Below are 25,483 nucleotides of genomic sequence, written 5' to 3'. Positions count from 1 at the left end.
ATCCGCCGATGACATCCTTGCTTCCATCGAGCGTTTCTGCCGATACAATGCCCCGGCAGAACACCACGCGATGTTGCGAACTTCCGGTTCAGGACCAGGCCGTGTGAAAATCCCTCAACTTGGGGCGCTCGGGCGCATTTCACGGCCGCCGAGCTTCTAATTCGATGGAATGGACCTCCTGTCGTCTCAGTGGCAACCGGGAGCTTCATGTAGGCGCTGATTTGGGCGCGCAGGGGCTGGCCTCACGCCTGCATCGCCTCCAGCAATCCGCCTACGCCCATGATCATCATCACGCGCTTCATGTTGTAGGCGAGCACGTTGAGCGCCATCTCGGTGGCTACCTTTGGCAGCGTTTTTGTGAGGAAATGCGTTGCTCCCATCCAGCACTTCATCGTGCCGAACGGATGCTCCACTGTCTGACGACGGACACCCATTGCATCGGGGCTGTGGTCGAGCCGATCCTGAACTTTCTCCAGAACGGCCTCGTGCTCCCAGCGTGTGATGCGGCGCTCAGGGCCTGTCGTGCATTGAACTTTTAGCGCGCAGGTCTTGCAGGCGCTTGTCCAATAGCGGCGCAGTGTCCTTCCGTCCTCTACGTTCGTATAGTGATAAGTTAGCCGCTCACCGGCGGGACAGCGATAAACATCGGCGGCGGCGACATAGACGAAGTCCTGTTTGCCGAAGCGGCCAGCAGCTTTGGCGCCCGAAGTCAACGGCTTCGGCAACATCACCGTGATGTCGGCTTCCTCACAGGCCCTGATCTCCTCTCCATCGTAATAGCCGCGGTCTGCCACCACTTCGAGCGCCTCGACCGCCATCTCGTCGCGAGCCTGCCTGGACATGTTAGCGAGTTGGTGGCGATCGGTGCCCACATTGGTCACCTCGTGAGCCACGATGAGATGATGCTGCGTATCAACTGCGATCTGCACGTTATAGCCAACGATCCCGGTGTCCTTGCCACTCGTCGCCATCGAGCGCGCATCGGGATCGGTCAGCGAGATCTGCTTGTCCTCGCTCTTCATCATCTCCGCATTGATCGCATTGAGCCGGACGGTCTCCTCCTTGAGCTTCTCGATCTTGCCTTTCAACCTCGCAACTTTCGCCTCCGGCACTGCATCGCCGTGCCGGTCGGCGGTCTCGAGCTGCGAGAGATAGCGGGCGATGCTCTCGTCGATTCGCTCCAGCCGGCGCTTCATCTTTGCCTCGGTGAAGTTCTTGTCCCTCGCATTGACGGCCTTGAACTTCGATCCATCGATGGCGACGCTCGCTGCAACAAGCAGATCAAGCTTGCGGCACAGCGCGACGAACTCGCGACAGACCTCACGAATGGCCTTGCCATTGTCCTTGCGGAAATCTGCGATGGTCTTGAAGTCCGGCGCCAACTGCCCGGTCAGCCAGATCATCTCGATATTGCGCTGGCATTCTCGCTCCAGGCGGCGGCTCGACGGCACGCGATTGAGGTAGCCGTAGATGTAGAGCTTGAGCATAACACCGGGGTGATAGCTGGGTCGGCCGGTGTCGCGTGGCTGGACGCCGACAAACCCGAGCTTATCGAGATCGAGACCGTCAACAAACACGTCGACCGCTCGCACCGGGTTATCCTCGGTCACATAGTCGTCGAGCGATGCCGGAAACAATGTGCTCTGCCCGCGATCCAATCCTTCAACAAAGCGCTTCATCAGATGCCCCGCAAAATCGCCGGGAATCCTATCGCGCGAATCACAGCAAACAGAGCCTTTTCACACGGCCTGGGACACTAGCTGACAAGAGTACCTGGCAAGCGAAAATGACAGGCCGCGGACCGCAGACTGCCAAAAGCTTGCCACTGGAGGTGAACAAAAACTTTCGCTCAGAGTCAAACGTATTTTTTCGTTTGACTATTTTTTTTCATGATCGATAGTGTTTGGAGATCGATATCCCATTCTTCGCCAAAAGCTTCTGCAGCCATCATGACCGTGCGTGAAATCATAAGGCGCGAAAGTGCCAATCTCACCGTCAGCGAACGCAAGATTTCCAATGCGGTGCTCGCGGACTACCCGTTCGGCGCCCTCCAGACCATCCAGGAACTGGCCGACCGTACCGGCGTCAGCGCGCCATCGATTACACGCTTCGTCACAAAGATAGGCTTTGCCGGTTATCAAGAGTTTCAGCGCCAGTTGATAGCAGAATTGCGCGAAAGCCGACGCTCGCCGCTGGAGCTCAAGGCCACTGAAAAGCTCGGTAGCCGTCGTGCTTTTCTGGCCGACTATGCACGACGGGCTTGCGAACGAATAAATGAGATGAGCGCAAGCGTTCCGCAGGAACAATTCGATCGGATCCTTGGGCTCATCGCCGATCCCGCCCGAGCAGTTTTCGTACTCGGCGGACGCGTCAGTGACAGCATCGCTCATTTCCTCTCGGTGCACCTCAAGCAGATTCGACCGAAGGTCTATCATCTGCCACCCAATCCAGAGCATTGGCCGGACCAGCTGCTGGCAATCCGCAGGCAAGATGTCCTGGTGCTGCTCGACTTTCGTCGCTACCAGCCCGACCTGCACAATCTCGCTGATATCGTCGCAAGGGAATGCCGACCGTCGATCGTGCTGATCACCGACAAGTGGATGTCGCCAATCGCCCGTCACAGCGACCATGTCATTGCCCTGCCCATCGAAATTGAAACAGCGTGGGACACGCTCGTCTGCGCACTCACCCTCGTCGAAGCCTTGATCGTCAAAGTATCGGAATCGAACTGGTCGACGACGAAAAACCGGCTGGAGGCCTGGGACAGACTTCGCCTGGTGCCGCCGGATCAGCCTTCGGAGGAAAAAGATGATCGGTGAGGAAATGCTGATTGCATGCTGCACGGACCTTTGCCGGCAAGGTTCGGGGCAAAGCGTTTCCGGCCGCGCAGTTCGACAAGCGCGCAAAGCGGGGCATTGGCTGGACGCCAACCAACGTCCAGATCACGTGTTTCGACACGATTGCCGAAAGCCCGTTTGGCTCGCTTGGCGACCTCGTCCTGATTCCGATGAAACTGCGAAGGTGCGCGTGCAACTAAGCGACGATTTGCCAGCAGAGCATTTCGCGCTCGGGGACATCCGCCACACTGATGGTCCGACCGTGGGAATTCTGCACCCGTTCGATGCTCAGGAGTGCTCTCGATCGCCTCGATCGGGTTACCGGCTTGACGCTTTTCGGGGCTTTCTCGGCGCCCGTTGGTGATTTGACGAGAAGCTGCTCCGAAGCCACGCGGCTGAAGGCGCTCGGGAAAGAGAACGCGAAGCTGAAGCAGCTGATGGCCGAGCAGACGCTCGATACGGCGGAACTGGGCAAGCTTTTGCTGGAGTAGGCAGAGGTTGAGTAGCCGTCGGGCTCTGCGGCAATGGACTCTCCTCCCACAGGATCGACAATGTTACGTGCTTGCGCTTGAGCTCGCCGTCCACGGCTGTCCAGTCGGGCTCGGCGAGGCGGCGGCTTCAGTGCTGGCTGCCGGTGCCGGACCTGGCGAACAGCCGCGCTTCCAAAACTGCGTCCGTGACATCGTCCGGCGGCGGCCAGTTCGGGCCCGGGGCCTCGAACCGGCGGATCGTAGCCGCACCGTCGGGGGCGCCGCTCCGACCCGCCGCGCAAACTCGCGGGTTGGCAGCCTGGCCGCCTTCATCCTGATCAGATAGCGCACGTGGCGCATCGCAAGCCTCTCCGTCGGCATCCAGGGGCCCCTTCGCAAAGCCGAAAGGGGCGCAACGTATGAGAAGCCTGAGAAGCCTCTGGTCGACGCATCCCGCAATCGTGGCCGACATCGTCTCGGATTGGCTGGCGACTTCAAATCGGAACGGTGGGCGAGATTCATCTCGGAACTGCGGGCGACATGAGCGGATTCCGCATCTGGGTGTCGCGAATCTGCCAGTGTGTCGCAAACGCGACAATTTTGCGGGAAGACTCGCAGCGATCTTGCTGCCGACGTGCATGGCCCAAATCATGCACTTAGGTGGCGGTTCAATGCAACTCATCGGGAGCGCCGCAGAACCTTGAGACTTGTCCCTAAAAATTAGTGCTGCGTTCGGCGCCTCGTCGAGGCGGCCCTTCTCGGCATCTGTCCTCTTCATGCGAGCACGGTCGACAGATCCCGCACAGAAAACTTCCCATTGATCGAGGATCGCAGATCGCATTTGTGCACCCTCTCTAGTACAGCGACTTTGGTTCCAGCGCTGTGGAGTTTATGCAGCCTCCAACAAGCGCGCAGGATAATCATCATCAAGCGAGGATCCTCTTGAGGACGTCCATAGACCCGAAGGTCAACCCGATTGACGCCGACTTCATTCCTGCTCAAAGCCGCGTTGACTACCATCGGCGGTCGCTGCTCGGTCTATGGCGCAGAGCAGTCCAACATGCCGCCACACGGCATCAATTTCCGGCCGGGGCCGCGCAACCGACGTTGGCCAACATCCAGTTAGCCTGGGGAACGGTGGGCGTGAGGGACGTCTACGATCACCTTGAGCATCTGCATTCGTCTGTTCCTCCCGAGACCGGCCGATCATGCCCCGGCTCTGACGTTATCCTTTCCATAGAAGGGACAGCGAGGACGCCGACCCTCATCGGAACGCATGAAGAGATGCTGTACAACGCATGCTTCGATGGAAAGGCGTACTATCTTTCAGGCATCACCAGCGATGACAGGGTGCTCGTACTGGGAGGGAGCGGGAGCTGTCACGCGGATTATTGTAACTTCTATGCTTTGTCACGAACGGCATGCACGATCATACCGGTCACGGACTACAAGAGAGGGGGAGAGATTGCTGAAATCATGCGAGCGTTGCGCGCCACCGCAATCCTCGGATCTTTGAGTGCTCTCCTTCCGCTTCTGTCCTACCTGGAACTTCGCGATCTGACTTGCGCCGGGATTAGGCACATTGTTCAAGGCCGAGAGCCGTTGTCCTGGCAGCTTCGATCGAGACTCGTGCAGCGATTCGGGAACAATTTGGCCTTCCACTCTGTATTTCAGACTCCGGACCACGGCTCGATAGGCTTCCAATGCGCCTCGTGCGGCTCTGGCGAGTACCACCTTCATGAAGGCCTCATCTACGTGGAGCTCAGTCCGAGGAAAGATGAGAGCGCGACAGAGCTGGTTATTTCAAACCTGCACCGCTCCCGCATGCCCGTTGTCCGGCTCCGGACCGGCGATTACGCTGAATGGGCTGATCCCGAGGGATGCTGTCCGTGCGGGCTGACCTCCAGAAAAATACGAATTCTCGAAAGAATAAGCGAGGATCGGCCATAACGTGAGCTATGCGGACCCTGCGCACAACCGACGACAGAGCTCCTTAATTTCGGTCGATCTTGGGCCAAGCATGGCCACACCAATCGTCGCCCTCAAGCGCATCGCAACCGTAAGCGCTTCCTGGATCCATTTGTTCATCACCGTGCGCAGCTGTTGCATGCTGCGGCAGGTAAGCAAGCAGCAATGACCTCCTCGATCAGCGCGTTTGTATAGATCTGGCGGCAATACCCCTCGCTCACCCGCAAACAGTTGTCGTGGCGCTCCTGGCTATAAGTGACGCAGGCATCTGGCACGAGCGTTACGAGATATCCGAGGTCGCAAGCGTCACGTACAGCAGATTCCACGCACTCGTCGGTAACCAACCCTGCCAACACCAGCTGCTTAACGCCGAGATTGCGCAGCAAGTAATCGATATTGGTGGATACAAAGACGCTCGAAGACGACTTCGGCAGCACGATTTCGTCATCGCCAGGCGCAATCTCGTCAATGACTCTCCCATCCCATGACCCTCTCGGGACGTTGAAGCCTACGATCTTGTAGTTCAGACCGCGATCGCGACCATCTTTTGTGAGATTTTCGATCGTCGTGTAAAGTACTTCTATGCCTGCCGCACGGAACTGCGCCTGCAAGCGCTGCATGTTGGGTATGGCAACGCCTTTTAAGCGATCGAAATAATAGCCGTACTTGCCGGCAATGTCCGCCTCAGACACATCCTTGAACTCGCCGCCATCACGGCGCACGCAAAAGTTCTGCACGTCAATGAACAACAGCGCCGCCTCCTTGGGGCTGAGCGGCGCCTCGCGTTTCATCGGAAGTTCCGTCATTGACATGCTTTTTCTCTCACCCATCGAACAGCCGGCCGGCGGTCAAGGTCGAGTTCGAGTTCTCCGCTCCCCTCCGGATCACGGCTCTAACGATTTACGAATTTCAAGCAACAGGCGCAGATCGCGTCGCGCCCTTTCGCATATCCAAGAAGGCTTCGGAAGGCTGCAAGTGCCCACACACGAGACCCGGAATCCGAATGATCCTTAGACTACCGCATCCTTGCAGACGGCGAGGATTGGTCAAATTTGGCTTCGCACCGAATTGAGATATCCCGGGCGCGCGGGCAGGATCACGAGGCTAGCATCAGTTCGGCTTTCTCCTGACAAACAATGCGGCTTCTCAACTCTTGGCCGGTCAGCCAGACCAGCCAATCGTCCTCGTCCACAATATTCTCTTCCACCAGCCGCAATATCGACCCGCCTCTCTCATGGTGCGCATATCCGTATTGCGAAACAACGCCTTTATCAATTAACCAGCGCGCCACCATTCCACATACGAAATCGGGAGCCCACATGGCAAACGATACGCCGAATGCGATCCCCGCCATGATCCTCGCAATGCCCTTTCCTCTGTAGTCTCTGCGTACCCAGCCATCGCCGTGATATGCTACTTTCCCGGACATTTTCTTCGCACTTGCTGCCCGGCAAGTACATGCGTCGTGAGGGTGGGCATGTTTGGTCGGGTCGGCGTAGAACGTTTTCAGGGATTCAAGATGCTCTGCAAAATTGGTGCGCGAGAGGTCATAAAGTCGAACAGCCTGCAAGACCGCAACTTCGTTGTTCTTGTCAACGCCTACCATCCAAAATCCCTCGCCGGGTTTAATTGGCGAGCGGTCCGGCCGGAAATTTGGATATGTAGGGCCCTTCGTTGGAGTTGATAGTGTGATCGAGATATACTCGTGAAAGTCGACTCCCAACGAAAGCTTGATGCCTTTTTGGGCGGCGGCGGCGTCATAGCTGTGAATGAAGCGCGAGACGTGCAGCAGGTCCGCTACGCCCATCATTGCTGCACCTCTCCATTGTAATGCTCCGCGCCCCTTAGGCTGCTACAGCATTGACAAGGATCGAGACACTATCGATTCTGGTAGAGAATAGCGGCGCGATCTTTGATGAAGTGGTCTTCGCTGGTCAGCGGCGCCATCGCCGCGCGCTGCGGTATGGCTGAGGGACGCGCCCGACGACCCGGCGCGTCCAAGTTGCGCGATATGACAATCGAGGCCGTGAAGTGCTATCGACGATATCATCGATTTGGTGAAGACCAGGCTCTCACTCCGCCGTTACCTGGTCCACCGCCCCGCAACGTATCCGATTAGAGTGTGCGCGTGCCTACGGGCCGACCTGCTATGCGAAAGGACTGTCGAACCCGCGCCGCATCGGATTGCTGATCGAGTGGTGGACGCCGACCCAGGACGCACGCATCTCGCTCGACGTAGGACTTTCATATCCGTGGGGTAAGCTGCCCTCCTGTAGTCAGGGAACACGCCCTGGTTGTCAAGGCAGTCTAAACCAACTTTCTCGGTGAGAGCAGTGCCCGCCGGGTTTCAACTGGCCAGCTTCCCTCAAAGGCGAACGGAAAGCGGCCTTGCCAAGCGGCGGACGTCTCGCTCGGGTTTAGCGCCTCGCACCCTCGCATTCCTGTCGAGTTGAGATGAACGTCGCGACGACCACGCCCCTGATTGTCACGACGCAAACTCCGACCTCCGTCCTGTAACCATGGTCTTGCGCCAGTCTCACGAGCTCACCCAACCGCCTGGCTTTGGATTCCACGTCCGAAACGTTTGATCCGACATCCAGCAAGGACCTCGCCGCCAAATCGTCGGACTTCGCTTGCACCGAAAGAATATCGATGATCTTCGAAGATTCAAGCCTTGACCTTTGGATGAGATCGGAGCCGATCCTGCTCCTTCCACCGGCATCGGAAAGACTGGACGCCTTCGACTTGGTCTCCGCGATCATCCCATCCTCGAGCGGGGAAATCACCGGATCGCCCCTTCCTTCGCGTAGACTTTGGATGCGATCGAAGAGCATCGATCCGTAGCCTCGGATCCGACTCAAGGCACTTTTCAAAGCCGCCCCTACTTTCGTGTCGAGCAAAGCCGATGCTCTTCTTCGGAGCTCAGATCTCGCATCCGATGACGACACCATTCCTTTGAGGAAGTCGTCGACGAACTCGACGGCGGCCGCTCTTATGCCGTCGGTCAGGAAATCGTCGCTCATCGCCTTCAATATTTCGTCGATCACCTTCCCGGAGACAGTTTCCTTCACCAGCTCGGATATTGCCGGTTCGATGACCTCGGGGACCTTCGCAACGTCGAGCGCAGTCGAGAGCATCTCTCTGACCGCACGCTGCTGAGAGGAGCCGTCGCGTGGTCGTTTGAGGTCGTCCCCGGGAGGGGCCACTCCCCGCGGTAGCGCCCCCCGAAGCCCATCGAGAACGGATCCGAGCTCGGCCAGTTTGGACGAACTTGCCGCAGGCGACGCGTTCAATAGGGCGCCTGACTGAACGCGTCCCTCGAACTTGGCTGCGTTCGCGGCCGTTCTGCTCGCGATGCGCTCATTCAGCCGTTCGTCGGAATTCAGGACCCTGGCCTTGAGTTCGGTATCCCAAATACCCGAAGTGGTGGGCGGGGGCGGCGGTCGCGGTCCCGGAGGAGCTCCGCCGGGTCGCGGACCACTCCAATCCGCCGGGGGCGGCGAAGTCCGCAAAAGGTGGTCGTCCTGCAGGGTCGCCCTATCCAGCATGACCTTCGCGAACTGTATGGACGCGCGGGCGACGGCTCGTTTGTATGAATTGTCTATAGCATTGTGAGCGGACCGAAGTTCGACCCGTAGGGCGTTCAAACCGCCAGGCGCAGAACCGTAGAAGGAGAACAGCAGAACCGCGACGAAGAAGGCGCCAATGACGTCTATACTTTTCGATGCCATCTTCGAAAGTCGAGCCACCCTTGCGGCGAGAAGCGGGAAAAAGATCAGGTTGAAAGCAAGAACAAATATGATCGCAAGGCGCGCCTTCAGAGCGAAGGACTCCACGCGCTCAATTATGTGCCCAGCCTCGAGGCTGTCGTACCAGGCAACCACGGTGCTCAGCCGCGGTGAGAACTCCGTCAGGAAAAGATACAAGCCGATCTGCAGCAACAGGAAACATGTCGAAATGGCGCCAGTGACCATGCAGTAGGTGGTGAGTTTCGAGCCGACCTCGGCGAGGACCGCGTTGCCGCTGTGCCTTCGGCAGACTGCCCGAATCGCAAACACGGAGACAGCCGAGACGATCAATACCCCCAGCGGCAATAATCCGATGAAAGAAAAACCCGCAACAAACGCAAGCCAGGCTGGGATCAGGATCACCGGCAGAACGAACAGCTGCGAGAATTCACGCAGACGAGTCGAAATGCTCAAATTCGTCTCCTCCGCCGGGCAGGCAGCAAATCGATTAAACTTCAACTTCTGCTAATGATTCAATCAGACCGCTTCCTGTCTAAGCGCGAGTTTCATCCAACAAGCTCAGCCGGCAGCATTGCTCATTTCTGTGCGGACCTGGTCTCGAAGACCAAGCTAGAGGACGTTCCCCACATGGCCGGAAATTTCGACACGGGACATTTTGCAGCGACGCGCCCACTTCGATGAGTGTGCGCGCGGATAGGGCAAAAAGAGCTCTTGAACGCAACAAGTATTGACAACGGAGCCGACAGCAATCCTGTATTTTAAGTCGTAGCACACCGAAGCTTTTTTTTGGAGAGACATTGCGGGTCCGATGTCCCCTCAGTTCGAATTTTTTCCGTACGGACCGGACGCTGGCTGAATATGTCACTCGCCTACAATCTCGACGACGCAAGACATTTGGGCCTGACGACGAGCAACAAACGAGGCAGCAGCGAGGATACCGGTGCGGCCTTCGATCTCTGCAAGCTCACGCTTTCCGCGAAACTCTTTGCGGACTTGCTGTCGAAAACCTCAAGTCGAACGACTGTAGCGATGGCCAGGATCAAGGTACTCGACGGGCTCCCAGGCGACGCCGCGACGGATTGGTATGGAGAAGGCGCATGTACCTCAGCTGCTCCGCTGCACCCGGCGGACCTTTCAAAACAGCTCGGTGTGTCCTCCTGACTCCCCGCTCTGTGCCTTTGCCGGCCTTCCCGGGATGCTTGGCGGGTCTTTGAGCGTTATCACCGTCACAACCCCGCCGACGGTTGAAAGGAAGAATAGCTGCGATTACCGAAGACGCGGTGGCGAACTTCCTCTGGAATTTGCTTTCCGACAACGATCGCACGCTGCAGGCTTGGGACGTACACGGCGTATCTTCCAACGATTCATTCGCATTGCTCTTCGAAAGTCGGTGAACCTCGCGCCGGGGCGACAATAAATAATAAGTCAAAACAATCGCTTACGTCATGTCAACCCTATCAGACCTTGTAAACCAGGTTGATCAATTTTCTGATCGGACCCGTGACGGTGCCAGATCGACAATTGACGCGATGTCGCCTCACGACTTAATGTTCATCGATTCGTATGCAGATCTGGAACTATTCCCTTCCTCGGCGCCCCGAACGTCCCGCCAAGCAACATTGTGACCGCCAGCGACGTGATAGAAAAACCAACCAACGCGCCGACCAGCATCCCCCCAACTCGCCAACGCGTTGAGTTGTCTGCCGAGTTGATCGGCTTCACGCTGAAAAGCGACGACGAGACGATTCGCGATATTGAGAAGATCCAGGAGTCCGCGATCAAGGCGGCTCAGGAAATCAAGAAATTTGCGCTAAAGTAATTAGCGATTCCTTCGATTCCCCAAAAGGAAGACCAATGCTTTGCGTCTTAACGAGATTGATTGCCTATGAACCTCGACTACGCGGTAGGAAAGCTGAATACGTCTGAAGACTGGGGAGGCCTCGCTGAGGAACTCGGCGGCAAAGATCAGCGTCTGGTTCACAGCATCATCAGACATCTTATAACGGTCGGCGCCAAGTCCTATCTCATTGAAACGCGCTACATCGATCGCGACTACTCTGCCGACTACCGCCGTTTCTACGCCCAGACATTTCGTACATACGAGCGTCACTGCAAGCGAATCCATTTTTTCAAGGAGGACGTTGCAGCTATTCTCGCGCTCCCGATCTGGAGCGATCGCGTTGCTGGGCTCCAAAAGACGTCCAAACGCAGCTACATCGGTTTCTGTGTTGTGCGACCACTCCCGAGTGTTCCGATCGGTCGCACCGCGCTCCTTCAGGCGGGTCCGGCAGGCCGCAATCTCGAATCCATCGTTACTTGCCGTGCCGACATCCGCGCCAATCTCCTTGGAGCGGAGCTGGATGTGTCGGCGGCGTGTTTCATGCAGCAGGACTCTCGCGTGGGTGCGTGCGCTCAGGTCGCCATCTGGATGGGCGCCCGGCATATGCATCAGCGTCACAAATACAATTGGCTCTCGGTTGCCGATATCACCCGTATGGCCGCACCAACTACCGCGTACCAGGCGACATCACTTCCTGCTGGCTCCGAGTTTCTCACGCCGGACCACATGATCCGCGCCATCCACGAGATGGGCTTCCAGCCGCTTTACATAGAAGGTACGAGCAAGGAACCGGGCAAAGAGATTGCTGCCGAGATTATTCCCTATGTCGAGTCTGGTTTGCCCGTTATTCTTGGCCTCGCCCATGGAGAGGGACTCGGCCATGCCGTGACCGTCATCGGCCGCGTCTTTGCCGCCAGACGGACTCCTTCAAATCAACTCGCAGACTATGTGCCAGCCTTTATAGTGCACGACGACCAGGCTGGCCCCTACATGCTGCTGCCGCGAACACGCGATGCCGCCGTTACTCACAAGTTTGATGAACACCAACTCATCAGGCATTCGTTCACGACCACCACTCCGGTTGACTTGAATGTCGAAGAGCACGGCGTTTTTGCGGTCGTCCTCATGCCAATTCGAGTCTTTGCGACCGCGCGCGCGGCGGAGCGAACGGCGGTGGGACGCCTGAACGCCGCGATCAAGGACAGTGCCTCCATCCGGGCGAAGCTCGCGGAGCAGGGAGCGCCAGTAAACGATCGCCTCCTCGACGAGCTGATCGACGCGCACAAGAAGGACCAGATCGTCCTGCGCACATACCTGACTTCGGCATCAGGCTACCGAAAGCATATTACCTCCGGCACTGCCTGCGACGACCTCAAGGATGAGCTTGCGCGCCTTCACCTGCCTCACTTTACGTGGATCACCGAGATTTCGACCGTAGGATCCTACAATCAGGCTTCGCCGGGCATGCGGCGCATGTACGGACACACGATCCTCGATGCGACTTCGACGGGGCGCGACAATGCCGGCCTGCTCGCGCTTCACCTCCCGGGCGTCTTGATCAGCCGCGATGTCAACAGCGGCGACGAAGTAGCTATCAACATCACGGATGACGCGCTTTATCACTGCCGGGAGAAGAAGGGACCCTAGCGGCCCGGCCGCGTCGGCAACAAGAAGTTATCGCCGCACCCCAGTCGGCTTCCCTCGATGACTGAGCATTCAAGACACAGCGCATCCTTTCGCGGCACGTCATAGCTTGCCGTTGCTTTGCGCGCGTTCCATCGAAACCAGGCCGTCTCTGCAGTGTCGTATTTCAAGCCAGTCATATGGAAGAGAAAATCGTCCGCGGCGTGCGCACAAGCCACAGCGTTCATCGTCACGACGCTTGGGGCGACCACGCCAGAATCGTTGACGTAGGCGTAGCCCTTTTTGACTGCATCGGGCACCGCTTCATCTTGAAGGCGAGAGGCATTGATGAGCCCATTGCACCACAGGCACCCGTGTCCCGGCCGCACGGCGCGCGAGACGCAGAAGACATCTCCCACCTGCCCCGCTCCATCGAGCGGCACTTTGGCGCCGACCTGCACACCGGGAATCCCGTACTGGTTGATGATCGCGTTGAACACTAGCCGCGCGCTCATCGTGTCGGCCGCGAGAAACAGATAGTCGCAATCCTTGAACCGCTCTGCCACATCAGCATCAACAAAATCGCGCGGCAACGCCATGACCTTCGCCCGCCGGTTCGCACGCTTGATGTTCCGCGCGGCCATATCGACCTTGAATTTGCGGAGCCGCTCATGGAGACACTTTGGCAACCAGCTCCTGACAACATCGGTGTATTTCGCGGCGATCAAACGCGGCAGGTTTGAAAACTCAACCTTGTCCGGGTCGGCAAGCACGAACTCACCCACGCCTAGACGCCCCAGCAGTTCGGCCAGTATTGATCCCGCCCCGCCGAGCCCGACAATGCCCACGCGGCATCCGGCAAGAATCGCCTGACCGGCATCGCCGAACAGACGGCTCTGTCGATCGTAAGCTGCATCAGATACCGCCCCACGTGCAGGCGGCTGCGGAAAGAGAAACTGTCTTCGAGTGCCAACGACATGCGCTTCGCCCAGGACCGAGCGCTTGCTGCCTTCGAACCAGAGATCGCCAGCCACAGCCTGTCGCGCAAGGACGAGGGCGCCGACCGGCATACCACGAGATATGTCGAGCAGCGCGGGGTATCCGCGTTCGTGCGACGCGAAATCGTCCGGTGAGAAGGCGACCGACGTCGAGCCTCCGTGATTATGGACAGCGAGATAGGCCAAGTTGGCGTCGCGGGCCCGCAAGATACGGCTCTGAATGAACTGCGCTTTTAGCATCCGATAGCCGTACTTGCCGGGCACGTAGTCCTGACCATCGATGGCTAGGTGAAGCTCCCGCGCAACGAGCCGCAATCCGCGATCGGATTCGCAGATGCCGGCCAGAATGATTGCGCCATGCTCATCACCGTCCCCGGGAAAGAGATGCCGCATAAGAGCTGCATGCATCTCCTCGGGAATTGTGAGCCGCCACGGCCTTACGGGTGCGTTCGGAGCCATTGCATAACTTTCAGAAGCTTGAGGGCGGCCGTGTCGGTGGCTGGATTGAGCTTGTTCGAACGGCGCGAAAGCTGTGTCGCGTTCCTGCCGCGCCAATTGGCGTTGCCGATACCCTCACCGAGGGACCTGCCATCCGTGCGGGCAAGCTCGGCGCAGGTAAAGTGCGGGTACACGTCCGCGTAAGGATATTGAAAGGTGATCTGAAACCCGACCCAGATCTTCTGTTGCGCATATGGCGGGCCGAGCGTCAGGTCGTTGACGGTGACATATGCGCCGCCTCCGCCATCCGGCTCGGCTTCCACGGTGCATTCCGTGAACGTCGAGCGGATGTCGGCAATGGCTTTCTCGATCTGGGGCTGGATCTGGGTCATGAGTTGTCGTCGTTGGGGATGGCGAGGAAACGGTCCCCGTCGTGAAGTTTGACCTTATCGTCGTCACCGATCAGCTCGGTCTTGCCGCCGCCGCGTTCGATGCTGAGGACAAAATCCAGCTCGATCGCCACACCCTGGGCGATGGCAGTCTGCTTGATCGACATTCCGGTCTGACGCTCCTCGTCGAAGACAACCCGCTTCTCGTTGACAAGGACCGTGATCTTCTCCCCGTGGCCGCCGTGGTCGGCGCCGCCTCCGTGGCCGGGATTTCCGCCATCCCCACCATGGCCAGGATTGCCGCCGCCACCTTGCCCGCCGCCCGCGCCACCAGGGCCTTCCGGCCCTGGACCGGGGCTATCCTTCTCATTTGACATGCAAATCTCCTTGCAAGGTTGAAATTGAATTGCTATCTTGAAATCCGATATTGCACTCCAGACGAGGAATTGCAAGAGTGAAATCACAAAAATCTGCGTCCACCCAATTTGACGTGGAGGCCCTCCAGGCCGCCTTGGACAGCGAGCGCATCGCCCGCGACCTGAACTGGAAGGATGTATCCGCCCAATCCGGCGTCAGCGCCTCGACCCTGACCCGCCTAACTCAGGGCAAGCGTCCCGACGTCGACAGTCTCACCGCCCTTACCCACTGGCTGGGCTTGTCGGCCGATCGTTTTATGCGGCTGCCGCAAAGAGGCTTTGGCAGCGCGAGTCCGCTTGCGCGGATTTCGTCGATTTTGCGGGATGACCCCAATCTCAATAAGGATGCGGCGACCGCGCTCGACGAGATGATCAAATCAACCTACGCGCGGCTGCGCTCCCAGCGCTAGCGGCCGACCGTGATGGCCGCGTGCTTGGCGAGGCGCAGATAGCTCTGGCGCGGCGGCACACAGTTGCGCTTGGCGAGCGCGACGAGCCTGGTGATGGCCCGATGCATCGACCGCGCGTCGGGTCGGATGCGCAACGGCCTTGCGCTGCACCGTGTATCGACCGCCACCCGGTCCAGGTCGTTGGAGCCAATGGCGCCAGTCTGGTGCGCCACCGACAGACGTTCCGGGATCAGCGTGACGAGCTGCTCCTCGTCGAACAGCCACGTCGGCAACTTGCCATCGATGCCAGGCATCTTCCTGGACTATCCGGCTCCGATCGTCCGGAACGCGCTCGAAGAGCGCGAGGTTGCCATGGCGCGGTCGGGTAAGCCATCATCGCAGCGGGCTCTCGTGGATGCCGCTTCCTCCTACGGCCCAACAAAGTTTAATAATAATAGTACATATATATTGCATTATCGTGCCTTATGGTCTACATAAGTTGCCTTATGAAGAAAAGTCAGGTCTCATCAATTAGCGCGATCAACGGTCTCAAGAAATTGGGGGCGGATATTCGCGCGGCCCGTAAACGCCGTCGAATGACCCAGCAGCGCCTCGCAGATGGGGCCGGGGTGGCACTCCCGACACTTCGCAGGCTGGAGCTGGGCGACCCAGGAGTTTCGTTGGCGACCTTGGCCATGGCGCTTGTCGTATTGGGTGAAGGCAAGCGTCTGTCAAATCTCTTGGATACCGGCACCGACGACCTGGGGCTGATGCTGGAGACCCAGAAGCTCCCGCAGCGCGTCCGTGTGCCGCGCAAGACAGCCAAATTGGATCGTGCCGGTGCCACAAAGAGTGATCTCGGTCCGATCGCGGCGTCGAACGACGATGACTTCGGAGAGGCTTTCTGATGGCTCAGCGGATACTAAAAGTATGCGTCGGCGAAGCCGGCATCGAGGTCGGAACCCTGCGCTTCGAAGCGCAGGGAAACCGGGAGTTTAGCAGCTTCCAGTATGATGATGGATGGCTCGCCGACAAACGCGCGTTCGCCATCGCTCCTTCGTTGCCCCTAGAACCGACTCAGTTCTTCTTCAAGAAAGAGGGCGATACGGTACCTCCTTTCCCCACTCCATTGAGTGATGCCGCGCCGGATTCGTGGGGCCGAAACATTATCCGGCGCGATGCCCGCGAAAACCGTCAGGACACGTCGCCTCTCAGCGAGCTGGACTATCTGCTGGCGGTCGACGATTTCAGCAGGATGGGAGCTCTTCGCCTCCGCGAGGACCAAGAGAACGCCCCCTTTCTAGCTAGCGAACCAGGAGGCCGGCACGAGATTCCCCCTCTGCTCAAACTGGACGAGCTTGGCCAATCGATCCAGAGCATTGAAAAGCAGAGCCCGATGACAGCGGCCGCTCTCAAGCGACTCCGGCAAGTGGGCAGCGCACTCGGCGGCGCACGCCCGAAATGCTCCGTGATCGACACCGACGGTTCGTTGCTCATTGCGAAGTTCACGTCTCGTCAAGATACCCACGACGTCGAACGAACCGAAGTCCTGACGCTGAAGCTCGCCGAGGCGTGCGGATTGAGCGCGTCCTCTGCCAGACTCGATATGAGCGACGGTCTTCCGGTAGCGCTGATCCGACGCTTCGACCGAAACACGAAAGGCGCCCGGATTCCGTATATTTCGGCCCAAACGATGCTCGGGGCCGCGGATGCCACGTCGGGTACATACACCCAACTCGCGGAGGCCATGCGCCAATTCTCCGACGATCCCAAGCGCGACCTGAACGAACTGTTCAATCGTGTCGGATTTACGATTCTCGTTTCGAACGTCGACGATCACTTAAGAAACCATGGTTTCCTCTTTGTTGGTAACGGTCGATGGCGATTGTCCCGCATGTTCGACGTCAATCCGGCACCCGAACGGCATCGCGAGCTCAAGACTCCGATTTCCGAGATTTCGGGCGCGGATGCCAGTATAGAGGCCCTTATCAAACACGCGACCTTCTTTGACCTTTCGTCCGACGAGGCCGCGGAAGCTATCTACAACATGGCGACAACAGTATCCGAAAAATGGCAACCAATGGCGCGAGAACTCGGCATGGATCGCGCGAACTTAGATATTTATCGGCAAGCGTTCGAACACGACGAGACGAAGAAAGCGTTAGCGCTCATGCAGCCACGCGCCGCCGTATGACACTCGCGGAGTACGTAGCGCGGCCGGCGGCTACTCCCGTAACGCGCGACCAGTTCGTCGTCGCTCCCGAAGGAATCACGCACGCCCGACGGGAGCGGCGTTCACGCCGCACCCCGGCAGTCCGCTTTCCGGAAACCTGCACCTCGGTCAATTGGGCAACAGACTACCGAACGGCGACGATCACTGCCCCGAAGAGGTGAAGGCGATGGTGCAACGTCTTTGGACGGAATACGTCGAGGCGAACCCGACCGCCTTCGGTCCTTCGCGACCGGGAGAGAGTTGACGTGGCGCTACCATCGTCGACCGAAACCGAACGCAATCGATACCTGATGGATCTCGTCAGGAACGCCTCCGAGCCGATCATCGATTGGCCCGCGCCGAACAGGGACCACGTCGTTCTAATCGGCAAGATCGTTATGCTCTACAGCTATATCGATTTCAACCTACGGCGCATGATCGAGGTGCTCGACCACGCCAAGGCTCTGCCGTCGGCATGGCTCGGCAAGACCGCGAAGATGCACCTTTCCGACATCGAAACGATTCTCGAGACCGCGCCGGACATCGCGCCGAACAACGCGCTCGCCCTCGGGCGCATCAAGGAATTCCGGAAGCTACGCAACTTGCTGGCACACTTCGCCGTCAAGCGCTTTCCGGCGGAAGATGCTCTCGTCTTCGTCACCAAATCAGCGGCGGACTACAAGAGAGTGCTGGGCGCCGAGGCCGATCCCGGCGTCGTCATGACGGCTGTCGCCGACCTTGGCCAGATCCGCGACGTGTGCCGGATGATCGAAGAAATCCAGCACTGGCTGTCCGCGGCTACGAACGACCTCGAGAACGCCTTCCTCAAATCCAAAACCAGTCCCGCCTGATCGGGCGTCCCTGCAGCGGCTGGTGTGCCCTGATCCTACGATCACTTCTCGTTGTTGTTTGTCGGTTCGCCAGTTTTCACCGGCTGAAGGAGTTCGGCGAGAGGATCGACTGCGGGTTCTCCTCCGCTTCCCAGTAGCTTACCGGCGCCGGCATTTCGCCGCGCCAGTCAATTTCGGTTGCGGGATCGTATGCCTCCAGCCGCGCGTTCGCGTTGGGTTTCATGAACGCGTTGGTCTTCGCCCAAGCGACAATTGCGTCGTCGACGGTAGGTACCTGGATCGCGGCAGCGGCTTCTTGGGCGCGCAGACATGCCCTAGTGATCGGCGCCGGATCCACGCGCCGCGTGAGAGAGCGCATACCGCCGATGTAGTCGTCTCTGAAGACGGTCGGGATGATGACGTGCGCCTGGTCGGCCTGTAGCAGTTCGGAAGTGAAGTGGAGACGCGACATTCTTCCGTTGCCGTCATCGAAGGGATGCACTTCGGCAATGAGACAATGCAGGAATAGTCCGCGGGCGAAAGGCTCGCTTAGACCCTGGAGCAGGTCGTAACCGATCTTGAAGGTGCCGATGACGAGATTTGGCGCGACCATCTGGACGCCGCCAACGCTGTTGGGCGCCGTCTTGAACTTGCCGGGCTGCTTCTCCGGGCGCGCTTCCATCAGGAGGGCATGACGCGCGCGCAGCATGTTCTCGAACTGTTCGTAGTCGGACGGGATAGCCTTGAGCGCGCGCTCGTCGGTCAGCAGGCGATAGGTCGCGAGGATGTCGTGGCCGTCGGCGGGGCGGCTGACCGGCGCCTGACCGCTGTAGACGATCCGCTGCGCTTCCTTAGGCGTGAATTCGGTGCCCTCGATGAAGTTGGAGAAGTACGCCTCGATGAAAGCCGTCGATTGCCGGACCGCACCGTCCTTGGAAGCGGGCAGGTTCGGGAACGTTAGGGACTTCAGATGCGCGAACAGCGCCTGCAAACGTTCGACGCAGGCCCTGTCAGCGCCTGATGATCGCATCTGGGCTGCGCGACTGGCGAAGCGCGTCTTCTGCGTTCCAAGGAGCGCACCCATGAGGCGGTCGAGCGTCTTGAATTCTGCCGCGGCCTGTAGTTGCGGCGCCAAGGTGCGAGCCTGATCGCGGATCTCGTTGAAGTTCTCCGTGCCGCCTGAATCGAGAAGCGTGACGAGATATTCCTCGAGCTCGTCTTCGCGGAGGTTGCGATCGATGCCGCCACGCGCGCGTGACGGTTTGAGGTTTTCGAGCAGCGTTCGCGCGCGCGACGGGACGTAGAAGTCGGACGTCGTCATCGGCGTATCACCGGGCATCGCCGTCGGGCCCCGGATCAATCTCACTTCCATTCCGGGAAGCTCGACGGTGCGGGTCGAATACGGTCCCGTTAGGAACACGTAAGACTTTCCCCCCTTCTCGGGTTGATAGGTATTAACCTTCGCGCCCGTCCTCGACGTCATGACGGTGTTCGGGAAGAGGTGAGGAAGGATGTACCAGATGTTGCGTTTCACGACGGTGGCCAGGTCGTCGTGAAGGTTGGAAGTATAGACGCGCTCGACTATCCGCCTCAGTTCTCCGGCTTCGGCGCGGCGGCGAATCTGGCGGTCGGCCGTGTCGTCACCCGTGGTGATCTCGATTTCGCCGAATGATGCCATCGAGGTTTCTCCGTCCGTAATCTTCGATTAAGGGGATGCAGTGTCCGTAAAGCTAGAATAATATGGCTTTTTTGTCCATAAAACTCGATTAGCCTTGCCCCTTATTAGTCGAGTAAGCCGGCCGCTTTCAAGGGAATGTCCGTAACACTCGAATAGCAGGCCAAATATGTCCGTAAAATTCGAATAATATGCATTGCCTACCATAGCACGGTGCACGGGGCCTCGCGGCCGCCGAATTCCCTTTCCGCCCCGCCTTTGCGTGACCAACCACGTCCGACGGACCGGCCGTCCTGTAACGTGTCGGTTCGACCACCCGTCCAGCGGACCGTGCCAAGTCATTCGAGTAGCGATGTTTCAGGACACATCAACCTGGCCGCGATGACCGACGCACTGAGCAGATCGCCAGACTATCGCGTCCTGCGGCGGCTGCTCCCGCCGACTCCGCTCACGCCACCAGTCGGTCAAAACACCAAGACGGCGGTCCTGCTCGACACGGAGACCACAGGTCTCGATGCGCGGAAAGACGAGATCATCGAACTGGGGATGGTGAAGTTCGACTACCTGTCTGATGGTCGCGTCGCCGGCGTCCGAGATACGTTCTCCACATTCAACGAGCCGTCCGTGCCGATACCGTTCGAAGTCACCGCCCTCACCCGGCATCACCGACGAGATGGTCGCTGGGCACCGGATCGACGAAGCGGCCGTGACGGCATTCGTCGAAGATGCGGCGATCGTGATCGCTCACAATTCCGGATTCGACACGAAGTTGTCAGACCGATCGGGAAAATCGGCGGTCTTAACCCGTTTTCATGCCGTTATAGGCCAATTTTGACCTCCTCATCCTCTCTTAGACTCCCTTTTCCGGCCGGTTCTGGCGTCAACTGCGAGCCAAATTTTATTCCTTATAGGTATTTAGGTAGCGACAATTGAGGTTCGCCAGGCACCAGGAATTTGGTCGGATTTTCAGCAACCGGCTCGTCGATAAAAGCTGTGGGAGAGCTCGCTCCTCAGGGCATACCTCCGGAGCCCTCGGAGAGCGTAGGCATAACCGGGTTCCTTGTCGATCGGCGGCCACATTCTCAGCCGGACAACGTAGCCGCCGCCGTGCAAATCATGGCGTCCGCGCAGCGAGCGAAGACCGGCAGTTCCACGCCGCCGCCCGGCCTTGCAAGGTTGCGGGCGGATCGAAAGGCTGCGCGACGCGAGCGCTGGGATGAAATCTGTCGCCTCCGCCGGCAAGGTTGCCCGACATCCAGGATCGTCCAACTGCTCGGCGTCGACAGACGCACTGTTCAGCGCTGGCTGGCCGCTGGCGGCGAACCGCAGCATTCGCGTCATCACCGACCTTCACATCTTCTCTCGCCCTTCGAGGCATGGCTCGAAGCGCGGTAGGCCTCCGGTTGCCAGGTGGGCCAGCAGCTTTGGCGGGAGCTTCGGCAACTGGGTTATACCGGAAGTCGGGTGACCGTCGCGCGATGGGCCGCTGACAGGCGTGCACATGCAGACGCGCAAGGAGCAGCACAACCACACCTGACCTGGAAAGCTCCCACGCATCGTCGCTGTGCTTGGTACTTGAGCCGGGATCCGGATCAGATCGATGCTGAAGCCAGGTTGTTCCTCGGCCATCTATTTGCGCAAGCTCCCGAACTCGCCACGGCGGCCGATCTGGCGAAGCGGTTTGTGTCCCTTCTCAGTGGTAGCGACATCGCCGAGCTCGATGAATGGATCACACAAGCAGGCAACAGCGAGCTCAAGAGCTTCGCCAACGGCATCGCGCGCGACATCGATGCGGTCCGAGCGGCAATAATTACCTCCTGGACAACCAGTCCGGTCGAAGGCCAGATCAGCGGGATCAAAGCCATCAAAAGACAAATGCATGGCCGGGCAAGCTACCCGCTATTGCGTCGACGCGTCCTCCTGGCTGCGTGAGAACGACGACCGGGCAACCTCTCCAACCCCGATCGCTCATGCTGCACCAAATATGCGGAAGAACCCAGGATTGTCGCTAAGGTCTCACCTTGATCGCCGCCGCCCACCTCGCCGCCAGACGTCCACTTGCCGGCGCAAAGGATCAACCGGGACATGCCTTTCGATACTGCGGATCGGGACGGCTCGTGCCAGTGGACGGCGCCGGAGTTTTGCCCGGACTGGGTTTAGCGACCGACTCGGTCGCGCAAGTTGTGAATCAAGAGGAAGGTTGGGCGGGCGATGCGGCGCCAACCTCACCAATGCGGTAACAATCACTTGGGAGCAAAACCCGGCACCTTGATATTAGGTCTCGATCATACCCCAAAGTGGGACGATCGCTTTCGGACGTCGCTCGAAATATCCAAGTCAGGCATTTACAACCTAATCGGTGGACGCGTCGGCACAGCCTTTGCTGATGAGAGGCATAGTCATTCTCATTCACATCGGAGATCGATATGTCAGGCATTGGAGGGAATTCGCACATTTCTCAATTACGGAACGGCAGCACGGATGGCGGGACCGCATATGAAATGGGTTTTGCCCCTGGTGGATGCAGCCGAACTTCCAGTTCTGCCCCGCTCGGGACGCGCGCTGAATCGCCAGATCTGGTGGCTCCCGCCGTTCGCATAGAATGCGATGCAGTTAGTCGGGGAGTCAACGTGTCCGGCCCTGGTGGCGAGCCCGGGTCGAGCAATCAGGCATCGCACCTGCGAATCGCGTTGGATCCTTATCCCGAAGACGCGGCGCTGATCAACGAGGCGGCCCAGGCGGCCAGAGTCGCTATTGCGGCGGGGCATCCTTGGGAGCAACTCGAGACCTCGCGCCAAGTGTCCCAGGCAACTTATATGGTTCGCAAGTTTAGCGAATGGCTCCGAAGAGAGCATAAAAACGCGATGGCCGGCCGCCCCGGTGACAACACCGTTGATGAAGATATTGCGACATTCGCCCGTATTCACCGCCGGGGCTCCCACTTAGTCGGCTTGAGGATGCTTCGAACGCACGCTGGCGCGCTTGGGCCCCCCGATCACGCGCCGTGCCGTCGCGCTCAGCGGGTTCCCTATCCCCAAGACACTGCGCTCGTCAAGGCGGCGGCCGAGGCAGCCAAGGCGAACATTGACGCCGAAAAGCCCTGGCCCTTTGTCGGAATTCGGAAAAGGGTCAACCAAGCAGTTAGGTCTCTTAACAGGTTTAGCGGGTGGCTCAAAACGACAAGCAGAAGGGCTATAGACGGTCGCCTCAACGACGTCTCGCTGAAAGAAGACATCACGGCATTCTATATGGCTAAGCGTAAGTTCAGCGTGGACTCTGGCGTCAGGATGCTGCGGGAGCACGCGAAAGACCTGGAGGCGTTCGCCGCGGACCTGGAACAGCAGCTTGAAGTAGATGAGGCGCCGTCGGCGGCTGGAGACGGTGCGCACCAGTACAGCTCGGTACAGCCGCTCTTCACCCAGCTGTTCGGGGAAACGCTGCCATCGGAATCCCCACCGGCGTCTACGGGATTGCAAGGCGGCGGTTCGGACCCAAATGTGGCCATATCGCCCATGATGCGTAACGATGCCTTTGATGCGCCGATGCCCAACGTTACTGAGCAATCGTCGTCCGCTCGTGGAGTCGGTGGTTCGCACTTGAGTGACGACGCTCAGCGTGACTGCGCGCAACAATTGCTCTTCACGCAACTGTTCGGGGAATCTCCGCCGCCGTCGGAATCACCGCAGCGGTCTCGAGGCTTGCGCGGCGGCGGCTCGGATTTTAATGGCGCCATGTGGCCCACAACGCGCGACGCTATGGCGCGGCAGGATTTCGGACATGTCCTAGACCTTGGCTGGGTCCATGGGCCCCAACCAGCCCCAGACATCCTCATCGGTGCACTCAACAGAAGAAGGATTTTGCCGACACCGCGCCAGCCGATGACAAACTTCTACCTCCGCGGCCAGCCCTATACAGCGCAGTTGGGGAGAGGGTCCAGGGAAGTGAGCCCAAATAATCCGCTAGGCGTGAATATTATTCTGATACCTCGACTTAAAGGAGGTTGAATATCGTCCTTGCGGATCGAGTTAGGGGACCTACTTTGCCCCGATTAGGGGACCAACTTGTAGGGACCAACTTTGCCCACGGCTGCACTCGGCTGAAGATCGATCGGCGCGACGACCCCGGCTAGAGGCCGCCAACGAGGCGAGCCCAACCTGACGAAAACCGTCGCAGAGCTGATCGCTGTTGCTGCTTCGCTCGCAGCAGCGATGTTGAGCGAACGGTGGACTACCCTCAGGAGAAAGGGCGACCTCACGCCCGGCCAATGTAACAGGCTCTGGGCCATTGCGGTGGTCGGCGCCGGTATACTTACTTTCGTTCTCATACAGTCTGTTTTGCTAGATTGGCTCCAGTCTGACCGAGTCACAAAACTGCGGGCTCTAGCTGGCCAGAATCAGCGATGGTGAAGCATGGACCATTAGCCGATGAGGCCGACATGAGCGGGCGTGGCACCAACACGAGCGAGAAGCGATTTGCGGCGTATTTGGAAGGGCTTGCCGGTGTCATCGGTCATGCTGATCGGAAGGCGCCGCTGTGCGCGACTATTGCGTCGGCCTGATGGCCCGTGGCGGTCGCAAGAAGCGTGGAGCCGATGGCGACGGTGACGGCTCCGGAACGGACGGCCGCCCGGCATCAATCGCTGCTGCATTTCGTTGGCAGCGGCGCCTGGTCGGATAAGGAAACGCCGGATGAACTCCCCGGCCGCTACAGCCCCCTCCTCAAATCTTGTAGTCCCGAGTTCATGCAATGGAAGCGTCACACGCGCGGGCTATGAAGGAGTTAAAACGGCTTAATACGAATAATCGCTGTGGAACGCACTTTCTCTCTTTCTCTCAGTGGCGGAGTCAGTACTCCGATGCAATGAATCGGACGATGTTGGTGACTTCGCTCGGGATCGAACGCTGATAGTGCACGATGTTATCTGCACATTCGTTCGTCCGTGCGGAGACGTGCACGAAATGGGCGCCGTGCTGCTCGACGCAGGCAAGATTTCGACAGTCAGCGAGCATAACTTGGTGGGACTTGCACTATCCCGAAATGGAAGGGAGCGGCGGAAGACTATGCCCGGTGCATGCGCGACAATGGCCAGAGCTTCGATAGATTGCGGCGCGAGACCGATGTGCGTGGGTTCTACGGCAATGAGCGTCGACAAATCACGCAGCAGTTTCGCCGAGAAGCGGTTTCAAGGCCCGGCGCACGTCCGCGACCTTCGGACTATTCCCCCGATTGAGGATGCATGTAAGGTGCATCGAAGCGTCGATTCCCGGATAGGTTGGAATGGTTTGCCGGGTCAGATATCTGAGCAGCGCCGGACTCTCTCTTCGAAAGATGCTTGAGCGGGGTCTTTGGGCGTTATCACGTCCCTACCCCGCCGACGATCGAGAAGAAGATAAGCTCTCTGGTCCACCAAAGCGCCGACGATGGCCTCATGGCCGTTTGTGATGCCGTATTCGAGAAGCGCGGCCACACAAGGGCAGTGATGACCCATGCCGCCAACAACGCAACGAGGACGAGCGACACGACGCGCCAGCCAGGTACGCGCTCGATACCATCGAGCCAACTTAGATTCTGCCAACCACCCATAGCGCGTATCTTGCAACCTAATCTAGCTCACCGCAACCAGTGCGATCATTAAGCCGGCTCAAACGT

At 58.8% G+C, this 25,483-nt stretch carries 21 protein-coding genes and 2 pseudogenes; 14 read left to right on the top strand and 9 right to left on the bottom strand.

Annotated features, from left to right (window positions below; genetic code table 11):
* Window positions 1-242 precede the first annotated feature (242 nt).
* Complete coding sequence (locus ABIB78_RS36045) at window positions 243-1,679, bottom strand: IS1182 family transposase (protein ID WP_429033668.1); 1,437 nt, start codon at window positions 1,677-1,679, stop codon at window positions 243-245.
* Between the two features lie 270 nt (window positions 1,680-1,949).
* Here ABIB78_RS36045 and ABIB78_RS36040 point away from each other — a divergent pair, with 270 nt between their 5' ends.
* Both ABIB78_RS36040 and ABIB78_RS36035 read left to right on the top strand, forming a co-directional pair.
* Window positions 1,950-2,819: a MurR/RpiR family transcriptional regulator gene (locus tag ABIB78_RS36040; RefSeq protein ID WP_429033666.1), complete on the top strand. Its 870-nt coding sequence runs from the start codon at window positions 1,950-1,952 to the stop codon at window positions 2,817-2,819.
* Window positions 2,820-2,823: 4 nt separating this feature from the next.
* Window positions 2,824-3,184, top strand: a pseudogene (locus tag ABIB78_RS36035) (glutamine synthetase); the annotation flags it as partial.
* 2,210 nt (window positions 3,185-5,394) lie between these two features.
* Here the strand turns inward: ABIB78_RS36035 and ABIB78_RS36030 are convergent.
* The 3 genes from ABIB78_RS36030 to ABIB78_RS36020 form a co-directional block, all read right to left on the bottom strand.
* A complete protein-coding gene (locus tag ABIB78_RS36030; protein ID WP_429033670.1) occupies window positions 5,395-6,081 on the bottom strand; it encodes an isochorismatase family cysteine hydrolase in 687 nt (228 codons plus the stop codon).
* 290 nt (window positions 6,082-6,371) lie between these two features.
* Complete coding sequence (locus ABIB78_RS36025) at window positions 6,372-7,085, bottom strand: hypothetical protein (protein ID WP_429033664.1); 714 nt, start codon at window positions 7,083-7,085, stop codon at window positions 6,372-6,374.
* 607 nt (window positions 7,086-7,692) lie between these two features.
* The gene (locus ABIB78_RS36020) at window positions 7,693-9,477 is read right to left on the bottom strand and encodes a hypothetical protein (protein WP_429033662.1); all 1,785 of its coding nucleotides are present in this window, start codon (window positions 9,475-9,477) and stop codon (window positions 7,693-7,695) included.
* Window positions 9,478-9,882: 405 nt separating this feature from the next.
* On the opposite strand from ABIB78_RS36020, the gene ABIB78_RS36015 reads away from it, so the two are divergent.
* The 3 genes from ABIB78_RS36015 (at window position 9,883) to ABIB78_RS36005 (ending at window position 12,511) form a co-directional block, all read left to right on the top strand.
* Window positions 9,883-10,185 carry a hypothetical protein gene (locus tag ABIB78_RS36015; protein WP_429033660.1) on the top strand — a complete coding sequence of 101 codons (303 nt, stop codon included), beginning with the start codon at window positions 9,883-9,885 and terminating at the stop codon, window positions 10,183-10,185.
* A gap of 460 nt (window positions 10,186-10,645) precedes the next feature.
* Complete coding sequence (locus tag ABIB78_RS36010; protein WP_429033658.1) at window positions 10,646-10,843, top strand: hypothetical protein; 198 nt, start codon at window positions 10,646-10,648, stop codon at window positions 10,841-10,843.
* A 66-nt stretch (window positions 10,844-10,909) separates the two neighbouring features.
* The gene (locus ABIB78_RS36005; RefSeq protein ID WP_429033657.1) at window positions 10,910-12,511 is read left to right on the top strand and encodes a hypothetical protein; all 1,602 of its coding nucleotides are present in this window, start codon (window positions 10,910-10,912) and stop codon (window positions 12,509-12,511) included.
* On the opposite strand, the gene ABIB78_RS36000 is transcribed toward ABIB78_RS36005, so the two are convergent.
* The 3 genes from ABIB78_RS36000 to ABIB78_RS35990 are packed head-to-tail and all read right to left on the bottom strand — an operon-like array spanning window position 12,508 to window position 14,689.
* Complete coding sequence (locus tag ABIB78_RS36000; RefSeq protein ID WP_429033655.1) at window positions 12,508-13,878, bottom strand: ThiF family adenylyltransferase; 1,371 nt, start codon at window positions 13,876-13,878, stop codon at window positions 12,508-12,510. The genes ABIB78_RS36005 and ABIB78_RS36000 overlap by 4 nt on opposite strands.
* A gap of 44 nt (window positions 13,879-13,922) precedes the next feature.
* Window positions 13,923-14,315 carry a hypothetical protein gene (locus tag ABIB78_RS35995; protein ID WP_429033653.1) on the bottom strand — a complete coding sequence of 131 codons (393 nt, stop codon included), beginning with the start codon at window positions 14,313-14,315 and terminating at the stop codon, window positions 13,923-13,925.
* On the bottom strand, window positions 14,312-14,689 hold the full coding sequence (locus ABIB78_RS35990) for a multiubiquitin domain-containing protein (protein WP_429033652.1): 378 nt from the start codon (window positions 14,687-14,689) through the stop codon (window positions 14,312-14,314). The genes ABIB78_RS35995 and ABIB78_RS35990 overlap by 4 nt, the downstream gene beginning before the upstream one ends.
* 77 nt (window positions 14,690-14,766) lie before the next feature.
* Between ABIB78_RS35990 and ABIB78_RS35985 the strand changes: the two genes are divergently transcribed.
* Complete coding sequence (locus ABIB78_RS35985) at window positions 14,767-15,138, top strand: helix-turn-helix domain-containing protein (RefSeq protein ID WP_429033650.1); 372 nt, start codon at window positions 14,767-14,769, stop codon at window positions 15,136-15,138.
* Here the strand turns inward: ABIB78_RS35985 and ABIB78_RS35980 are convergent.
* Window positions 15,135-15,431, bottom strand: a complete 297-nt coding sequence (locus ABIB78_RS35980; protein WP_429033648.1) for a hypothetical protein — start codon at window positions 15,429-15,431, stop codon at window positions 15,135-15,137. The genes ABIB78_RS35985 and ABIB78_RS35980 overlap by 4 nt on opposite strands.
* A gap of 192 nt (window positions 15,432-15,623) precedes the next feature.
* Between ABIB78_RS35980 and ABIB78_RS35975 the strand changes: the two genes are divergently transcribed.
* The 3 genes from ABIB78_RS35975 (at window position 15,624) to ABIB78_RS35965 (ending at window position 18,180) form a co-directional block, all read left to right on the top strand.
* Window positions 15,624-16,025 (top strand): helix-turn-helix domain-containing protein, encoded by a 402-nt coding sequence (locus ABIB78_RS35975; protein ID WP_429033646.1) that lies wholly within the window; start codon window positions 15,624-15,626, stop codon window positions 16,023-16,025.
* Window positions 16,025-17,311, top strand: coding sequence for a type II toxin-antitoxin system HipA family toxin (locus ABIB78_RS35970; protein ID WP_429033644.1), 1,287 nt, complete (start codon window positions 16,025-16,027; stop codon window positions 17,309-17,311). The genes ABIB78_RS35975 and ABIB78_RS35970 overlap by 1 nt, the downstream gene beginning before the upstream one ends.
* Before the next feature lie 452 nt (window positions 17,312-17,763).
* On the top strand, window positions 17,764-18,180 hold the full coding sequence (locus tag ABIB78_RS35965; RefSeq protein WP_429033642.1) for a hypothetical protein: 417 nt from the start codon (window positions 17,764-17,766) through the stop codon (window positions 18,178-18,180).
* Window positions 18,181-18,256: 76 nt separating this feature from the next.
* Here ABIB78_RS35965 and ABIB78_RS35960 read toward each other — a convergent pair whose 3' ends face one another.
* Window positions 18,257-19,837 carry a Fic family protein gene (locus ABIB78_RS35960; protein ID WP_429033641.1) on the bottom strand — a complete coding sequence of 527 codons (1,581 nt, stop codon included), beginning with the start codon at window positions 19,835-19,837 and terminating at the stop codon, window positions 18,257-18,259.
* 378 nt (window positions 19,838-20,215) lie between these two features.
* On the opposite strand from ABIB78_RS35960, the gene ABIB78_RS35955 reads away from it, so the two are divergent.
* From ABIB78_RS35955 to ABIB78_RS35935, 5 genes and pseudogenes are all read left to right on the top strand, one after another.
* Complete coding sequence (locus ABIB78_RS35955) at window positions 20,216-20,767, top strand: exonuclease domain-containing protein (RefSeq protein WP_429033639.1); 552 nt, start codon at window positions 20,216-20,218, stop codon at window positions 20,765-20,767.
* Window positions 20,768-20,950: 183 nt separating this feature from the next.
* Window positions 20,951-21,229: a helix-turn-helix domain-containing protein gene (locus tag ABIB78_RS35950; protein WP_429033637.1), complete on the top strand. Its 279-nt coding sequence runs from the start codon at window positions 20,951-20,953 to the stop codon at window positions 21,227-21,229.
* A 15-nt stretch (window positions 21,230-21,244) separates the two neighbouring features.
* Window positions 21,245-21,766, top strand: a complete 522-nt coding sequence (locus ABIB78_RS35945; protein ID WP_429033636.1) for a transposase — start codon at window positions 21,245-21,247, stop codon at window positions 21,764-21,766.
* Window positions 21,767-22,464: 698 nt separating this feature from the next.
* Window positions 22,465-23,838: a hypothetical protein gene (locus ABIB78_RS35940; RefSeq protein ID WP_429033635.1), complete on the top strand. Its 1,374-nt coding sequence runs from the start codon at window positions 22,465-22,467 to the stop codon at window positions 23,836-23,838.
* A gap of 431 nt (window positions 23,839-24,269) precedes the next feature.
* A pseudogene (locus tag ABIB78_RS35935) lies at window positions 24,270-24,515 on the top strand (transposase); the annotation flags it as partial.
* Window positions 24,516-25,483: the final 968 nt, after the last annotated feature.

Source organism: Bradyrhizobium sp. I1.14.4 (assembly GCF_050435825.1).
GTDB lineage: Bacteria > Pseudomonadota > Alphaproteobacteria > Rhizobiales > Xanthobacteraceae > Bradyrhizobium.
Note: the sequence above shows the minus strand (reverse complement) of the source record. Positions and strands in the feature narration are given on the sequence as shown.

Excerpts from the sequence above, each read along its gene's own strand:
- ABIB78_RS36045 (WP_429033668.1), bottom strand. The coding sequence starts at position 1,679 with ATGAAGCGCTTTGTTGAAGGATTGGATCGCGGGCAGAGCACATTGTTT.
- ABIB78_RS36040 (WP_429033666.1), top strand. The coding sequence starts at position 1,950 with ATGACCGTGCGTGAAATCATAAGGCGCGAAAGTGCCAATCTCACCGTC.
- ABIB78_RS36030 (WP_429033670.1), bottom strand. The coding sequence starts at position 6,081 with ATGACGGAACTTCCGATGAAACGCGAGGCGCCGCTCAGCCCCAAGGAG.
- ABIB78_RS36025 (WP_429033664.1), bottom strand. The coding sequence starts at position 7,085 with ATGATGGGCGTAGCGGACCTGCTGCACGTCTCGCGCTTCATTCACAGC.
- ABIB78_RS36015 (WP_429033660.1), top strand. The coding sequence starts at position 9,883 with ATGTCACTCGCCTACAATCTCGACGACGCAAGACATTTGGGCCTGACG.
- ABIB78_RS36005 (WP_429033657.1), top strand. The coding sequence starts at position 10,910 with ATGAACCTCGACTACGCGGTAGGAAAGCTGAATACGTCTGAAGACTGG.
- ABIB78_RS36000 (WP_429033655.1), bottom strand. The coding sequence starts at position 13,878 with ATGCGGCATCTCTTTCCCGGGGACGGTGATGAGCATGGCGCAATCATT.
- ABIB78_RS35995 (WP_429033653.1), bottom strand. The coding sequence starts at position 14,315 with ATGACCCAGATCCAGCCCCAGATCGAGAAAGCCATTGCCGACATCCGC.
- ABIB78_RS35990 (WP_429033652.1), bottom strand. The coding sequence starts at position 14,689 with ATGTCAAATGAGAAGGATAGCCCCGGTCCAGGGCCGGAAGGCCCTGGT.
- ABIB78_RS35980 (WP_429033648.1), bottom strand. The coding sequence starts at position 15,431 with ATGCCTGGCATCGATGGCAAGTTGCCGACGTGGCTGTTCGACGAGGAG.
- ABIB78_RS35975 (WP_429033646.1), top strand. The coding sequence starts at position 15,624 with ATGAAGAAAAGTCAGGTCTCATCAATTAGCGCGATCAACGGTCTCAAG.
- ABIB78_RS35970 (WP_429033644.1), top strand. The coding sequence starts at position 16,025 with ATGGCTCAGCGGATACTAAAAGTATGCGTCGGCGAAGCCGGCATCGAG.
- ABIB78_RS35965 (WP_429033642.1), top strand. The coding sequence starts at position 17,764 with ATGATCGAGGTGCTCGACCACGCCAAGGCTCTGCCGTCGGCATGGCTC.
- ABIB78_RS35960 (WP_429033641.1), bottom strand. The coding sequence starts at position 19,837 with ATGGCATCATTCGGCGAAATCGAGATCACCACGGGTGACGACACGGCC.
- ABIB78_RS35955 (WP_429033639.1), top strand. The coding sequence starts at position 20,216 with ATGACCGACGCACTGAGCAGATCGCCAGACTATCGCGTCCTGCGGCGG.
- ABIB78_RS35950 (WP_429033637.1), top strand. The coding sequence starts at position 20,951 with ATGGCGTCCGCGCAGCGAGCGAAGACCGGCAGTTCCACGCCGCCGCCC.